The sequence below is a fragment of the Virgisporangium aliadipatigenens genome, from assembly GCF_016863615.1.
GTDB classification, from domain to species: domain Bacteria; phylum Actinomycetota; class Actinomycetes; order Mycobacteriales; family Micromonosporaceae; genus Virgisporangium; species Virgisporangium aliadipatigenens.
In genome coordinates this window covers 60,666-75,332 of sequence record NZ_BOPF01000029.1, presented here as the reverse complement: position 1 = coordinate 75,332, position 14,667 = coordinate 60,666, and the positions used below count along the sequence as shown (strand labels likewise).

Sequence of the window (14,667 nt, the reverse complement as noted above, 5' to 3'; positions counted from 1 at the left end):
GGCGATGTCGGATCGGCGTTCGGGCGTTCGTTGCAGGGGTGAGCGTCCACCACGTCACCCGAGGAGAACATCATGACCGCCACGTACACCTTCGACGTCTTCGCCACCCTCGACGGCTTCGGCTCCTACAACGACGACGGCGACTGGGGCGGCTACTGGAGCAAGGAGGGCCCCGAGTTCCTGCGGCGCCGCCTCGCCCAGTACGAGCAGGATCAGCGGCTGGTCCTCGGTGCCGCCACCTTCCGGGACTTCGTGCACTTCCTCGGCGCGGGTTCGGCGGAGTCGACGTTCGACGACCCGATCAACACCCGGATGAAGACCATGCCGACCACGGTCATCTCCTCGACGCTGCGCGGCCCCCTGGACTGGCCGGACGCGACCCTGGTCAGCGGCGACGCCGTCGAGATCGTCGCGCGGCTGAAGAAGGAGTCGCCGGTGCCGCTGCGTTCGCACGGCAGCCTGTCGCTCAACCGGGCGCTGATGGCCGCGGGCCTGGTCGACCGCGTGCAACTGACGATCTTCCCGGTGATCAGCGGCCGGACCGGGACGGCGCCCGTCTTCGGCGGCGCCGACGACTTCGATCTGGACCTGCTCGAGAGCCGCACCCTCGACGGGCGCATCCAGGAGCTCGTCTACCGGCCGACCCGGCACGCCTGAGCGCCGGGCTACCGCCGCCCGGCGGGGATCGGAGTGCGCACGCCGCGGCCCTCGTTCGGCAGCGGCCGCGGCGGGTGCGCCCCTCGGTCGTCGCGGGGCGCGGCGCTGTCCGGGGCCGCCCGGCGCCTTGCCGCCGGAACGACGGCGAGCAACGCCAGCGCGCCGCCGACCAGCAGCGCGAACCCGGCGTATCGGGCGCCTGCCATGGTCGACCACGGCCGCTGAACCTCGGCGAACCAGGCCGCCGCCAGTTCGACGTCGACGACCGTGAGGTACCCGCCGACCAGGCAGAGCATGATTCCGTCGAACGCCACCAGCGCGACCCGCACCCCGCCGGAGCGCCGGGCCGCGAGCCCGCCGGAGCCGGCCGTGCCGGTGAAGAACACGCAGCCGAGCGCGAACCCGCCGCACAGCACCGCCAGGTGCACGGCCGGCGTGCGCAGGGCCGCCTCGTACAGCCCGGTCAGGTAGACGGCCGCCGGCGCGCCCGCGAACGCGACACCGATGACGGCCGGCCGGGTCAGCAGCCCGACCGGCCGGCTGCGGGCCGCCGCGTCGATCCACCCGACCGGTGCCGGCCACTCGGCGTCGCCGGTTCCGAGCACCCGCCGGGCCAGCGCCCCGGGAGCGGACAGCACCAGCAGCAGCGGCGCCACGACGGACACCAGGACGTACCGGGCCGCGTGCGCACCGGGCAACAGCGGCGCATACCGGGCCAGCCCGGTGCTCGTGGCGCCGACCAGCACGACGCATCCGGCGACCATCGCGACGAGCCGCGGGAACGGCCACCGTTCGCCGGTGCGGCGCAGTCGCCACATGCCCGCGCAGTAGCAGCCGAAGATCGTCAGCGCGACGGCGAGGAACAGCGGCTCGGGCAGCCAGAACCGCGCGAGTGCCGCGACGTTCGGCGCGGGCGGGAGGTCGTAGCCGAGCAGGAGATAGCCGGCCGGCATGGTGTGTCCGGCGTGGCCGCTGCCCATCGGGTTGGGCGGGGCGGTCCGCGACAGCGCCATCGCGGTGCCGAACACCGCACCGAACAGCAGCACCTCGACGCCCGCCAGCCGCAGGAACGTGCGACGCCGACCGGCCCGCAGTGCGGGCATCGTCGCGCGGCGGTGCCACCAGCCGATGCCGCCGATCGCGACGAGCACCACCACCTTGGTCAGCACCAGCAGCCCGTAGGTGCTGGTGAACACCGACGCCGGATCGGGCAGGTGGATCCAGGCCGACAGCACCCCGGAGACGCCGACCGCGGCGAAACACGCGCCGGCCAGTACCGAGAACCGTTCGACGGCGGCGGCGAGCTGCGCCACCGGCCCGCGCGCGGCGACGGCCAGGGCCAGGAGCCCGCCGGCCCACAGCACCGCCGGCACGACGTGCAGCAGCATCCCGGAGGCGGCCAGCTGCGGGTAGCGGCCGCTGACCGCGTGCCCGGCGAACACCGGCGGCAGCACCGTGACGACCGCGAGGCCGAGCACCGCGACCGCCGACGACGGCGTGGCCGCCACCCGGCAGGCGACGAAGAGGGCCGCGGCCAGCAGCACCACCGCCGCGAGCGCGCGCCCGGTCGTGGTGGTGACGGCGAACGACACCAGCTGGGACGGCGACTGCGCCCGCCCCGCCGAGTCCACGGCCGACAACCACAGCGCGCCGATCGCGAACGCGCACCACGACGCCGCGCTCCACCCGGCGACGGTCAACCGGTGGGCCGCCGCGGGCGACAGGCCCCGCCGCAGGTCACCGGGTGCGCGGCGGTGGGCGGGCACCGGCCGGTGCAACGGCGACAACACCGTCGCCGCGAGCAGGAACCCGACCGTGGACACGGCCGCGACGGTCATCGCCAACCGGGCCGTGGGCAGCAGCCACGGGGTGAGCCCGTCCGGCTCGGGCAGCCCCGGCAGGCGGGTGCGGCGGGCACCGCCGCCGTAGCCGAGCCCGGCCGCCAGTGCCGCGGCGGCGACGGCGAGGCCGGCACCGGCGAGGGCCGCCGGCCCGCGGGCGAGCACGGACGCGGCACGGCTGAACGCCCCGTCGCCGCGATGGCCGCCGTAGAGGGCCCGTCCGTCCACCGTCGTGCTCGAACGGCGCAGCCACCACCACACGAACGCGAGCCCGGCGAGGGTGAACCCGGCTGCCCCGCTGACCGCCACCGCCGTGGTGTCGGTGCTGCCGGCCGGACGCGCGCCGGTCGGGGCAGCCGGTGCGGCGCTGTGCTGCTGATGGCCGGTGTGCTCGCCGTGCCCGCCCGCCGACGGGGCCGCACCCTGCGGTGTGCCGGAGCCGGTGACGGTGAAGCGCACGATGCCGTTGACCGGGTGGCCGTCGGCCGACACGACCCGGAAGGTGACCGTGTACCGGCCGGCGGGCAGCCCCGGGCGCAGCGCCTGGACGACCCGCACGCCGTCGACCCGCGGCCCGTCAGCGACGGCCGGGGCGCCGTCGTCGGCGGCGACCGCGACGACCGGACTCGCCGGATCGACCCGGGTGGTGAACCGCAGCTCCACCTCCGCCGGGGCGGTGGTCACGCTGGTGCCGTCGCGTGGCGTCGAGGATTCGAGTCCGGCGTGTGCCGACGCGGGGGAGGCCCAGCTCAGCAGGGCGAGGGTCGAGACGACGGCCAGCATCAGCGCCGCCCACCAGCGGCGGTGCGCGTCGGGGCCGGGCCGGGCCCGGTCGCCGGGTGCCGGGCCGTTCGCGGACGCCTGCTCCGTCATCGCCGCCGAGCGTAACCGCCGGCGCGGGGGCGACCAACCGTTCTCCGGTGGGAACCGTCGACGTCGAACCGGTACGGTGGCCGGGTGCAACGGGCCAGGGAGACGCTCGGGCGGTACGCCCGGTGGATCCTGCTCGCCTGCACATTGCTCGGCGTAGCGGCGATGCACACGCTGGGCCACATCGACGGCGGCCACGGTCATGGGACGCCGTCCGCCGGCACGGTCGTCATGGCCGACGTCGCCGCCGACTGCGCGGGCGACGGTTGTCTCGGCGGCCACCATCGCGACGAGCACATGCCGATGTCCTGGAGCGTCTGCCTGGCGGTCGTCGCCGGCCTGGCCGTGGCGACGCTGCTGCTGTGGTCGATCGCGGCCCGGGGCCGCTCGGCATCGCGTCCGGTCGACGCGCCGCGGATCCCGTGGCACTCCCGCGGTCCGCCGCTGCCCGGTGCGGGACTGGTGCTGGCCACGACGTCGGTGCTGCGGACATAGGAGGTTCCACCGGTGCGGCCCCGCCGTACCCGGTGCTTCCCCCTGTCCCGCAGTTCATCGACCTCGAAAGGCATTTTCCGCGATGACCCGTACGATCCTGCGCCGTGCCGCGCTCGCCACGCTCGCCGGTGCGACCGCGATGGTGTTGGCCGCCTGCGGCTCCGACAGCGGCGGCCACGGCGACATGTCCGGCATGGGCGGCAGTAGCGCCACCCCGCCGGCGGCCGGCCAGTCCGCGAACGGCGCGTTCAACGACGCCGACGTGAATTTCGCCCAGATGATGATCCCGCACCACCAGCAGGCCGTCGAGATGACGGAACTGGCCGCCACCCGGGCCACGGACCCGGAGGTCAAGACCCTGGCCGCCGCCATCAAGAACGCCCAGGGCCCGGAGATCACGCAGCTGACCGGCCTGCTGACCGAGTGGGGCAAGCCGACGACCCTGCCCCCGGGCGATCACGGCATGGGCCACGGCAGCACGATGCCGGGCATGATGTCCGACGCCGACATGGCCAAACTGAAGGCGGCCTCCGGCAAGGAGTTCGACAAGCAGTTCTGCACGATGATGATCGCCCACCACGAGGGCGCCATCCAGATGGCCAAGGACGAGGTCGCCAAGGGTTCGCACGCCAAGGCGAAGGAACTCGCCCAGGCGATCGCCACCACGCAGCAGGGCGAGATCGAGACGATGAAGAAGATCCTCGCCCGGCTCTAGCCGAACGCCCGTCGCGGCCGGGTCGCCTCGGCGATCCGGCCGCGCCGTTGCTGACCTACGTCGGTCGGAACCACACCGGCCGTCGCGCCGACCAATACACCCATGGATGCATTGCGATTCGTCGCGCACCGGCGCACCCGTCGGCTCGCCGCGTTCGGCCTGACCGTTGCCATGACGCTCGCCGCCACGGCTGCGCCGGCCGCCGCCGCACCACGGCACGGCGACGCGATGCGGGACGCCGCCCGGCAGGTGCTGGCGCTGGGAGTTCCCGGGTACGCCGCCCGGATCGACGACGGGCGCCGGATCACGGTCACGGCGGCCGGGGTCGCCGATCGGGCCACCGGGCGGGCGATGACCGGGCACGACCAGTTCGAGATCGGCAGCGTCACCAAGACGTTCACCGCCACGCTGGTGCTGCAGCAGTTCGACCGCGGGCGCATCGCTCTGGACGCGCCCGTCGAGCGGTACCTGCCCGGCGTCGTGCCGAACGGCGCGAACATCACCGTCCGGATGCTGCTCAACCACACCAGCGGCCTGTTCAACTACATCGCCGACCCCGGCTACTACCTGCGGATGGAACAAAACCCGCAGCACGTCGCCACCGAACGGGAACTCCTCGACCTCGCCTTCGCGCACGCGCCCGACTTCGCACCCGGCCGGGGCTGGAACTACTCCAACACCAACTACGTCCTGCTCGGCATGCTCCTGCGCCAGGTCACCGGCCGCCCGATGCCCGAACTGATCCGCCGGCACATCGCCGGACCGCTGGGCCTGACACGCACGTACTACCCCGACCCGCGGGCGACGCACACCGGCCGGGGATACGCCCACGGCTACGCGGTCTCCTTCGGCGGCCCCACCCTGTCGTACGTCGACGTCTCCGACCGCCCGCTCGGCGGCTGGGCCGGCGCCGGCGGCGCGCTGATCTCCACCCCCGGGGAGGTGTCCCGCTTCCTCGGGGCGGTGCTGCGCGCCGAACTGTTCTCCCGCAGGGCACTGGCCGAGATGAGGACCACCGTCCCGCTGCCCGACAGCGTCGGCATCCCCGGCGGGTACGGCCTCGGCCTGATCCGCCTCGACACGGCGTGCGGGACGGTGTGGGCCCACGGCGGCGACACCCGCGGTCACCACACCAGGGCCACGGCCACCGGGGACGGCCGCCGCACCGCCGTCGCCGACGTCACCGGGCAGCCGAGCGTCACCGCGTCCGCGGACGGCGCGGCCCGCTACGCGCGGGTCGTCTCCGCGGCCGACACCGTCCTCACCTGCGAGATGCTCGGCCGGCCCGTCCCGGCCGAGACGGCGCAGGCCCTGAGCTAACGGTCCGACGGTGTCCCGGCAAGGGAGGATCACCGCGAGCCGGGACACCGTCCGCCATCCTCCCCTTATTGCGAACTAGTCGCAAGTAGAGCCGCACGGCCTCAATCGTCGAAGCGCACCGAGCGGAACGTCTCCAGCGCCCACCCGGCGTCGCCGGCGGCATCGTGGACGCAGTTGAGCAGCAGAAAGCCGGTCGGACCGGTGACCACGGCGTACAGGTCGTGCCGCTCGGCCCCGCCCCGGGTGGACGACACCCGGTAGGCCCGCCGGTCGTCCTCGCGGAAGTGCTCGGCGTGCGGCGGAGCGTCCGCGAACGTCGACGCCGTGACCTCCTCGGCAGTCTGCCCGGCGGGCACGTTGAACGCGTCGATGATGACCGTGCGCCCCGGCCCGACGAAGCGCATCTGGCCCTCGTGCAGCATCGCCCGCATGCCCGCGCCGCGGCGCACCGACCAGTTCCGGGTCACGCGGTGCTCGACGGCGACCGGCAGCGCCTGCCACAGCGAACTGAGCACCTCGTCGCGTTCCCACGTGTCGGTGACCACGGTGGACAGCAGCGGCGCCGAGGCATCCGCCACCACGTACGGCAGGGCGTCCTCGTCCCGCACGGCGGCGCTGACCGGGGCACCGAGCAACTCGCTCCCCCACGGCTGGACCGCGTTGCCGAACTCGCCCGTGAAGCGCAGCCGCGGGTACGAGGGAGACTGCCACGCCGACCCGATCCGCCCGAACGTCTCCTCGTCCACGCGCACCCACGCGCCGAACGTCACGGTGACGCCGCCGGTCAGCGACACCGGCAGCAGGCACCGGACGAACCAGCCGGCCCGCTCCTCGCGCAGCAGGAAATCGTTGCCGCGCACGGTTTCGCGCCGCTCCGGCTCCGGGATGTCGTACACGGCGTCGGGCCGACCGACCCGGATGTCGAAACTCGCACTCACCCGGCGACCCTACGAGACCTCAACCCGGCGACCCGAGGAGACCTCACCCGGCCGGACGGCGGAAACCCCGCCCGGGCGCGACGGGATCGCCGGCCGCGTACCGTTGCGGGGCGATGGTGACCGAACGGATCTGGCTCGACGTGCCGTTCGCGGAGAAGGACGCCGCGAAGCGGGCCGGCGCGCGATGGGACCGGGACGCGAAGCGCTGGTACGCGCCACGCGCCGGCATCACCGCCCTGCAGGCCTGGGCGGCCCGGGCCGACGTCCCCGACCTGCTGCCCGGCGAGGACCGCTCGCTCGGTGCCGGGCTCTTCGTCGACCTGGTGCCGCGCAGCTGCTGGTTCACCAACGTCCGTTCGTGCGTCGACCAGCGGGACTGGGAACGGCTGCGGCGGATGATCACCCGGCGGGCCGGGCACCGGTGCGAGATCTGCGGCGCCGCCGAGGACCCGCGCGCGAAGCGGTGGCTCGAGGCCCACGAACGGTGGACCTACAACGACACCACGCGGGTCCAACGGCTGGGCCGGCTCATCTGCCTGTGCAGCCGTTGCCACGGCGTCACCCACTTCGGGCTGGCCCAGGTGCGCGGCCGCGAGACGGAGGCGTACGCACACCTGATGGCCGTCACCGGCATGACCCGGGCCGAAGCCGTCGAACACGTCGAGGTCGCCTTCGAGGTGTGGTTCCAGCTGTCCCGCATCCGGTGGGCCCTCGACCTGAGCATCCTGACCGACGCCGGCATCACGGTGACGCCACCACCCGATGCCGCCGACCGGGACGCCATAGCCACCGAGACGTTGAGCCGGCAGAGCCGGGGCCGTCCCGGCCCGTGACACCGGCCCCCTCATCACTCGCGCGTGAAGGTCCAGTAACCGGTGTGCGGCTGCATGCCCACGGACTCGTTCAGCGCGATGATGGCGGTGTTGTGCTCGTGGTTGTGCGCGGTCACGGACTCCGCGCCGCCCTGCGCCGCCGCGGCCAACTGCGCCCACTTCAACGCGCGCGCCACCCCGCGACGGCGGTAGCGCGAGACGACCATCGTGGCGTCGGTGTACCACTGCCCCGTTCGGGGCACCGGCCGCAGGATGCCGAGGCCGGCGGTGCCGAGTTCGCCCTCGGCCACCAGCAGGTGGGACCCCGGCGCGAACCTCGACAGCACCGCCTCGGCGGTGTCGAACACCGGGCGGTAGCCCGCGCTGCCGGGCAGGGTCCGCAAGGCGTCCGCCGCGACGGCGATGACGACGTCGGGTTCCGCATCGACCGTGGTGGAACGGATCCGCACGCCGGCCGCATGCGCCGCGTCGCGGGCCGCGGTGGATGTTCCGGTGCCCGGCTCCACCGGGCGGATCCAGCCGATGCTGTGCGCGCTCACCCGCAGGCCGTGGCGTTCGGCGAAATGCCGGCCGCGGGGTTGGTCGTCGCAGAGTTCGGCGCGGATGCCGGCGTCGGGGCCCATGCGTGCGCTCAGCCGCCGGGCGAGGGCGGTGCCGATCCCGTTGCCGCGCAGGGCTTCCGCCACCGCCACGGTCGCGGTGCGGGTACCGGCGTAGGTGGCCTCCGCGGCCAGCAGCGCCGCACCGACGACCCGCCCGTCGTGTTCCGCCGTCAGCGCCGTGGTGCTCTCGCCCGTTGACGCGAGCGCCGTGCGCAGCCGGTGCCGGTTGTCGACCGCGCCCGTCTGCGCGAGCAGGTCGACGGCGGCGTCCGTGTCCGCCGGGCGCAGGCCCCGGTAAATGATCTTCATGAACGTTGGACGGGGTGAGCGGCGCTTTTCGTTACGCGGCGGCGGTGACCGCCGGGCGGGAGAGCGGCGTGAGCGGATCGACGGGCCGGCGGCCCCAGGCCGAGATCAGCGGCGCGAGGGTCAGGTCGAGTTCGCCGGCGTCGATCGCGGCCAGATGCGCGTCGATCTCCGCGTCGTCGGCCAGCCCCGCCGCGAGGAGTTCGCCGCGCACGTGCCGGACGGTCGCCGCCTCCAACCGGTCGCAGGCCGGCCCGCCGAGCGGGAAGAAGCCCGCCGCCGCGACGTCGACCAGGCCCGCCTCCCGCAGCGCGCGCGGCAGGGTGCGGCCGTAGCGCAGGTCCGCGCCACGGCCCACCAGCAACTGCCGGACCGCGTCGCGCAGCCGGTTGGCCCGCCGCTGCGCCGGACCGCTGTCGTCCAGGCACGCCAACGGCTGCAGCGCGGTGTCGGCGTCCTCGACCAGCAGCCGGCCGCCGGGCCGCAGTGCGGCCACCATCGTGGCCAACGCCCGGGCCCGGTCGGGTAGGTGCACCAGCACGAGCCGGGCGTGCACCAGGTCGAACGTTCCCGGCTCCGGCGGCGGGTCGGCGGCGACGTCGTGCCGGCGCACCTCGTAGCCGTCGCCCGCCGCCAGCCACGACGGGTCGATGTCGGTGGCGAGCACGTACCCGGTCGGGCCGACGGCCGCCGCGAGCGCCTCCGGGACACTGCGGCCGCCGGCGCCCACCTCCCAGCAGCGCGAGCCGGCCCCGATCCCGAGGCGTTCGACGTGTCCGCGCGTCACCCCGTCGAAGAGCTCCGCCAGCCACCCGAACCGCTCGCCCGCCTCGGCGCGCGCGTTGTCCAGCAGGTACCCCGGGCGGTCGGCATCCGGTGGGCGGGGCGCGGAGGTCATCCGACCAGCCCGCGCAGCGCCGCCTGGGAAGGTGAGCCCGGTTCCGTCGTGAACGTCACGACCCACTGGCCGGGCTCCCCGCTCGGCCGCATCACGTCGACGGCGACGACGATCTCGCCCGCCACCGGGTGGCGCAGCCGGCAGGTCACCCTCGACCAGTCGGCCACCTCGTGCTCCGCCCACAACCGGCGGAACTCGGCGCTCGCCGCGTGCAGCGACCCGGCGAGCGCGACCAGTGCCGGATCGCCCGGATAGCGGCTCAGGCACAGCCGCAGGTAGGCGGCGTGCCGGCGGGCCAGCAGTTCGCGGTCGTGATCGTCGAGCATCGAGCGCAACGGGCCGTCGACCAGGACCAGGTGCGGCCAGGACTCGCCGGCCGCACCCAGCAGTGCGCCGGCCGGGGCGTTGCGGGCCAGGATGTTGCCGTGCCGGCCGTGCACGAACGCGGGCGAGTCCGGCATGCCGTCGATGAGGCACAGCAGGTCCTTGCGCACCGTCGGCTCGCCGGGATCGGGGACCGCCCGCGGCGGGTGCATCAGGTTCGTCAGGTGTTCCCGCTCGTCGGCGTCGAGCCGCAGCGCCCTGGCCACGGCGTCGACGACCTCGGTGGAGACGTTGCGGCCGTGGCCCTGCTCCAGCCGGGTGTAGTGGGTGAGGCTGACCCCGGCGAGCTGCGCCAGCTCCTCGCGGCGCAGCCCCGGCACGCGGCGGCGTCCGCCGTAGTCCGGCACGCCGACGCTCGCCGGCTGCAGCCGTGCCCGACGGGAGATCAGAAAGGCGCTCAGCTCGGCTCGGAGGTCCACCGCGCCAAGGGTAGCCAGCTCTTGGGTACCCAACCCAGGAGCCTGGCTGGGTCATGATCCGCCGCAGATGCTGTCCCGCATGACATCCGATCGCACCGGCCGGGAGATCCGGCTGGCGGGCCGGCCGCACGGCGTTCCCGGCCCGCAGCACTTCGCACTCGTGCGCAGCACCGTTCCCCCGCTCGCCGAGGGGCAGATCCTGGTCCGCAACACGTGGATGTCCGTCGACCCGTACATGCGCGGGCGGATGGACGACGCGCCGTCGTACCTCCCACCGTTCCCGCTGAATGTCGCACTCGACGGCAGCGCCGTCGGCGCGGTCCTCGAGTCCCGGTCGGACCTGATCCCGGTCGGCGCCACCGTGTCGCACTTCCTCGGCTGGCGCGACCTCGCCGTCGTCGACGCCGCCGCCGCGCAGGTGATCGACGTCGCGGCGGTGCCGCCGCAGGCGTACCTCGGCCCGCTGGGCACGACCGGCCTCACCGCCTACGTCGCGCTCACCGAGATCGCGCCGGTGCGCCCCGGCGACACCGTCTTCGTCTCCTCCGCCGCCGGGGCGGTCGGCAGCGTCGCCGGCCAGGTCGCCAAACTTCTCGGTGGAACGCGGATCATCGGCTCCGCCGGCGGGCCGCAGAAGGCGAAGCGGCTCCTGGCGGACCTCGGCTACGACGCCGCCCTCGACCACCACGCCGGCCCGATCGCCGCGCAGTTGGCCGCCGCCGCACCCGACGGCATCGACGTCTACCTCGACAACGTCGGCGGGGACCACCTCGCCGCCGCCATCGGCGCCGCCCGGCCCGGCGCCCGCTTCGCCCTCGTCGGCGCGATCAGCGGCTACAACGCGACCGCGCCGGTGCCCGGCCCCGACAACCTGTTCGAGGCGTACTGGAAGGAGGTGACCATGCGGGGCATGCTGGTGACCTCGCACCTGCACCGCTTCCCCGAGTGGATCGAACGCGCGGCCGGCTGGCTGCGCGCGGGTTCCCTGCACACCACCGAGACCGTGGTCGACGGCCTGGAGCGCGCCCCCGAAGCATTGATCGGCGTGCTGAACGGCGCCGCCACCGGCAAGATGCTCGTCCGTCTCGACGCCGGGCAGCGGGCATGACACCGTTCCTCGTCGTCGGTGGTACCGGCAAGACCGGCCGGGCCGTGGTGGCGCGGCTGCGGGCCCTCGGCGTCCCGGTCCGGTCGGCCTCCCGTTCGGGGGAACGGCGTTTCGACTGGGCCGACGAAGCCACCTGGGCACCGGTGCTGGACGGCATCGCCGGTGTGTACGTGGCGCCGCCGGACGACGCGACGACGGTGCCCGCGTTCCTCGCGACGGCCGAGCGGAGCGGCGTCGAACGGCTGGTGCTGCTGTCGGCCCGGGGCAGCGACGTGCCCGGCTACTACGGCGACGGCTACGACGGCGCGGGCAGCCACGCGCCGAACGAACGTGCCCTCCGCGCGACCGGTCTGCGCTGGACGATCCTGCGCCCGGGATGGTTCGCGCAGAACTTCAGCGAGGGGTTCTTCCGCGACCCGGTCCTGCGCGGCGAACTGCGCCTGGCCGCCGGCGACGGCGCGGCGGCCTGGGTCGACACCGGCGACATCGCCGACGTGGCCGTGGCGGCGCTCACCGGGGACGGGCACGCCGGCGAGATCTACGAACTGTCCGGCCCGCGGGCGCTCACCGTCGCCGACGCGCTCGCCGAGATCGAACGGGTCTCCGGCCGCATCGCCCGCTACGTGGCCGTGCCGCCGGAGCGGTTCGTCGAGGAACTGGCGGCGCAGGGCTGGCCGCGCGCGGATGCCTCGCTCTGGGCGGCCGGGCTCACGCCGATCCGCACCGGCCGGGAGGCGGCCGTCGCCGACGGGGTGGAACGGGCGCTCGGCCGCACGGCGACGGACTTCGCCGACTTCGCACGCGACGCGGCGGATTCCTGGCGGCCGTAGGCCGTCCGGAGACGAAAGCAGCGGCTCCGTCCGAACGACCTGCGCAATTCGGCACAACCTCGAGAGGTCCGTGTCTCGGTGCCGACAATGCGACCGGCCGATCATCCGGGGCCGCTAATTTCGTGGCCGTCAGCCCTGCGTGAGGAGTGGACATGAGTTTACGACCCGTATCGTTTTCTCGCGGCCGACACTTGTGTGCCGTCGCCGCCGCCACACTTGCCTTACAAATGATCACCGTGTTGCCGGCCGCGGCCGCCTCCATCAGCTGCGGTTCTGTTCTCACCGCCGATGTCACCCTCACCCGAAACCTCACTTGCACCGGTGATGGTCTCGTCCTCGGCGCCGGTTCGATCACCGTGGACCTGGGCGGTCACACCATCATCGGAAAAGCGGGTGGTACGGGAATCACCCAGAGCGTGCCGGGCGGCAACATCGTGGTCCGCAACGGGACCGTCGCCGGTTTCGATTCGGGGGTCTATCTGGAGTCGGCGGAGAGCACCACTCTCTCCAACATTCGCCTCCGTGGAAACGCTGTCGGACTGCGCCTGCAGAGCACCATCGGGGTCCGGTTCGACCACGGCGCACTACTCTCAAACACGGAGAACGCGCAGGTGCGGGCCAGCCGTGACCTCACCGTCTCCGACTCGCAGATTGCCGAAGGTCCGGTTCGCCTTCTCAACAGCACATTCCGGCCGGGCCTGGTTCGCGACGTTTTCAGAAACGCACCGTTGTCCGTCAGGGAGACCAACAACCTGACGCTGACCGACAGCTCTTTCACACGGTCGCCGGTCACCCTGTCCAACGGTTCGGTGAACGCACAGGTGCGGGGCAACACATTCAGCGGCACCGACACCGGCGTATCGCTGATCGACATCACCACGAACACCCGGGTAACCGGAAACCTGTTCACCTCGAACTCGGTCGGCCTGCTGATCCAGCCGGCCGGCACCCTCGCCGAGTCGCAGGGATCGTTCGTCGGCGACAACAGGTTCGCTCGCAACGGGGCGGCCGGCGTACTCCTGCAGGCCGCGGCTGTCGGCGATCAGACTCATGTGACCGTGTCCGGGAATCGTTTCGTCAGCAACGGCTTCCGACCGGACGGGCGCACAGACCGGTTGGGCCGCAACGTCTCCGCGGGACTGCACGTCTCTCTTCCGCCGGGCGACGGCGCACTCATCGCCCGGAACCGGTCCCGCGACAACGCGGGGTACGCGATCTTCGCCGATCCGGGAACCGTCGTCGACGGCGGCGCAAACACCTCTGCCGGAGATCCGCTCGGCTGCCTCGGCGTGACCTGCACCTGATCAGCAGAACGGACGGTACGCCCGGAATGAACATCGCCGTCGATCAGCGATCCGTCGCATACAGTGCGCCCAGGCGGCGTGGCCGATAGGGGGATGCGGCGAAGTACAGCACGGGACAAGCTTCAACCGTGGAAGTTTCGACACCGATCTCCGCCAACGAGTTCAAGGCGTGTTTCGAACTCCTCCGATTCAACATCGAATCCTTCATCAAGGGCAAGCCAGAGGTGGTGAACATGGCCCTCACATGCCTGTTCGCCGGCGGGCACCTGCTCATCGAAGACATTCCCGGGGTCGCCAAGACGTCGCTTGCGAAGGCTATCGCGGGCTCGATAGAGGGTGGGCTTTTCAAACGCGTCCAGTTCACCCCCGATCTACTGCCGTCCGACATCACCGGGGTGGAGATATTCGATCCGGACGGACGCGAGTTCCGCTTTCGCGAGGGTCCGGTGTTCGCCAACATCGTTCTCGGCGACGAGATCAACCGCGCGGCTCCACGCACACAGTCGGCGATGCTTCAGGTCATGGCCGAGAACGAGGTGACGATCAGCGTCCGGACCCACAAGGTGCCGAACCCGTTCTTCTGCATAGCCACGCAGAATCCTGCCGACCATCGGGGCACCTATCCGTTGCCGGAGGCTCAGCTCGACCGTTTCCTGATGCGGATATCGATCGGCTATCCGTCGCATGCGGACGAGATGCAGGTCGTCAGTCAGGGAATCACCGGAACGACACCGGAGCTGTTGCACCGCGTCGTCGGGATCGCTCAGGTCCGGTCCATGATCGCCTTCGTGCGGACGGTCCGGGTCAGCTCCGCGCTGACCGACTACATCGTGCGGATCACCGCCGGTACCCGCACCCATCCGGCGGTGCGGCTCGGGGTCAGTCCGCGCGGCAGCATCGCGGTCGCCGCGGCGGCGCAGGCCCGCGCAGCGGCCGCCGGTCGTTCCTTCGCCACCCCGGACGACGTCAAGGCGGTCGCCCGGCATGTTCTCGCGCACCGGCTCATCCTGGCCCAGGAGGCGTTGTCGAGCGAGGAGGCCGCGGACGACATTCTGCAGAAGGTGATCGACGATGTGGCTGTCCCGCGTAGACCGTGATCGGACGTTACCGCGGCCGACCGGGATCGGTGCGGCGATCGGTGCGGCAT

14 protein-coding genes are annotated in these 14,667 nt (G+C 72.9%); 9 read left to right on the top strand and 5 right to left on the bottom strand.

All coding sequences use genetic code 11. From position 1 onward, the window contains the following. Positions 1-72: 72 nt before the first annotated feature. The gene (locus Val02_RS32500) at positions 73-657 is read left to right on the top strand and encodes a dihydrofolate reductase family protein (RefSeq protein WP_203903098.1); all 585 of its coding nucleotides are present in this window, start codon (positions 73-75) and stop codon (positions 655-657) included. Between the two features lie 8 nt (positions 658-665). On the opposite strand, the gene Val02_RS32495 is transcribed toward Val02_RS32500, so the two are convergent. Beyond that, entirely contained in the window at positions 666-3,371 is a 2,706-nt protein-coding gene (locus tag Val02_RS32495; RefSeq protein WP_203903097.1) for a cytochrome c oxidase assembly protein, read from the bottom strand. Between the two features lie 84 nt (positions 3,372-3,455). Here Val02_RS32495 and Val02_RS32490 point away from each other — a divergent pair, with 84 nt between their 5' ends. From Val02_RS32490 to Val02_RS32480, 3 genes are all read left to right on the top strand, one after another. Further along, complete coding sequence (locus tag Val02_RS32490; RefSeq protein ID WP_203903096.1) at positions 3,456-3,863, top strand: DUF6153 family protein; 408 nt, start codon at positions 3,456-3,458, stop codon at positions 3,861-3,863. 82 nt (positions 3,864-3,945) lie between these two features. Beyond that, positions 3,946-4,578 carry a DUF305 domain-containing protein gene (locus Val02_RS32485; protein ID WP_203903095.1) on the top strand — a complete coding sequence of 211 codons (633 nt, stop codon included), beginning with the start codon at positions 3,946-3,948 and terminating at the stop codon, positions 4,576-4,578. A gap of 102 nt (positions 4,579-4,680) precedes the next feature. Continuing rightward, the gene (locus Val02_RS32480; protein WP_203903094.1) at positions 4,681-5,898 is read left to right on the top strand and encodes a serine hydrolase domain-containing protein; all 1,218 of its coding nucleotides are present in this window, start codon (positions 4,681-4,683) and stop codon (positions 5,896-5,898) included. Positions 5,899-5,999: 101 nt separating this feature from the next. On the opposite strand, the gene Val02_RS32475 is transcribed toward Val02_RS32480, so the two are convergent. Next, positions 6,000-6,836 carry a DUF2199 domain-containing protein gene (locus tag Val02_RS32475; protein WP_203903093.1) on the bottom strand — a complete coding sequence of 279 codons (837 nt, stop codon included), beginning with the start codon at positions 6,834-6,836 and terminating at the stop codon, positions 6,000-6,002. Between the two features lie 113 nt (positions 6,837-6,949). Here Val02_RS32475 and Val02_RS32470 point away from each other — a divergent pair, with 113 nt between their 5' ends. After that, on the top strand, positions 6,950-7,669 hold the full coding sequence (locus tag Val02_RS32470; RefSeq protein WP_203903092.1) for a DUF5710 domain-containing protein: 720 nt from the start codon (positions 6,950-6,952) through the stop codon (positions 7,667-7,669). A 14-nt stretch (positions 7,670-7,683) separates the two neighbouring features. On the opposite strand, the gene Val02_RS32465 is transcribed toward Val02_RS32470, so the two are convergent. The 3 genes from Val02_RS32465 to Val02_RS32455 are packed head-to-tail and all read right to left on the bottom strand — an operon-like array spanning position 7,684 to position 10,278. Then, positions 7,684-8,580, bottom strand: coding sequence for a GNAT family N-acetyltransferase (locus tag Val02_RS32465; RefSeq protein ID WP_203903091.1), 897 nt, complete (start codon positions 8,578-8,580; stop codon positions 7,684-7,686). A gap of 31 nt (positions 8,581-8,611) precedes the next feature. After that, positions 8,612-9,475: a methyltransferase domain-containing protein gene (locus tag Val02_RS32460; protein WP_203903090.1), complete on the bottom strand. Its 864-nt coding sequence runs from the start codon at positions 9,473-9,475 to the stop codon at positions 8,612-8,614. After that, a complete protein-coding gene (locus tag Val02_RS32455; RefSeq protein ID WP_203903089.1) occupies positions 9,472-10,278 on the bottom strand; it encodes a helix-turn-helix domain-containing protein in 807 nt (268 codons plus the stop codon). Before Val02_RS32455 ends, Val02_RS32460 begins: the two co-directional genes overlap by 4 nt. A 79-nt stretch (positions 10,279-10,357) precedes the next feature. On the opposite strand from Val02_RS32455, the gene Val02_RS32450 reads away from it, so the two are divergent. The 4 genes from Val02_RS32450 to Val02_RS32435 all read left to right on the top strand — a co-directional run bounded on the left by Val02_RS32450 (position 10,358) and on the right by Val02_RS32435 (position 14,617). Then, a complete protein-coding gene (locus Val02_RS32450; RefSeq protein ID WP_203903088.1) occupies positions 10,358-11,386 on the top strand; it encodes an NADP-dependent oxidoreductase in 1,029 nt (342 codons plus the stop codon). After that, complete coding sequence (locus Val02_RS32445; protein WP_203903087.1) at positions 11,383-12,216, top strand: NAD(P)H-binding protein; 834 nt, start codon at positions 11,383-11,385, stop codon at positions 12,214-12,216. The genes Val02_RS32450 and Val02_RS32445 overlap by 4 nt, the downstream gene beginning before the upstream one ends. 227 nt (positions 12,217-12,443) lie before the next feature. After that, the gene (locus tag Val02_RS32440; RefSeq protein ID WP_203903086.1) at positions 12,444-13,520 is read left to right on the top strand and encodes a right-handed parallel beta-helix repeat-containing protein; all 1,077 of its coding nucleotides are present in this window, start codon (positions 12,444-12,446) and stop codon (positions 13,518-13,520) included. A gap of 128 nt (positions 13,521-13,648) precedes the next feature. Continuing rightward, entirely contained in the window at positions 13,649-14,617 is a 969-nt protein-coding gene (locus tag Val02_RS32435; RefSeq protein ID WP_203903085.1) for an AAA family ATPase, read from the top strand. Positions 14,618-14,667: the final 50 nt, after the last annotated feature.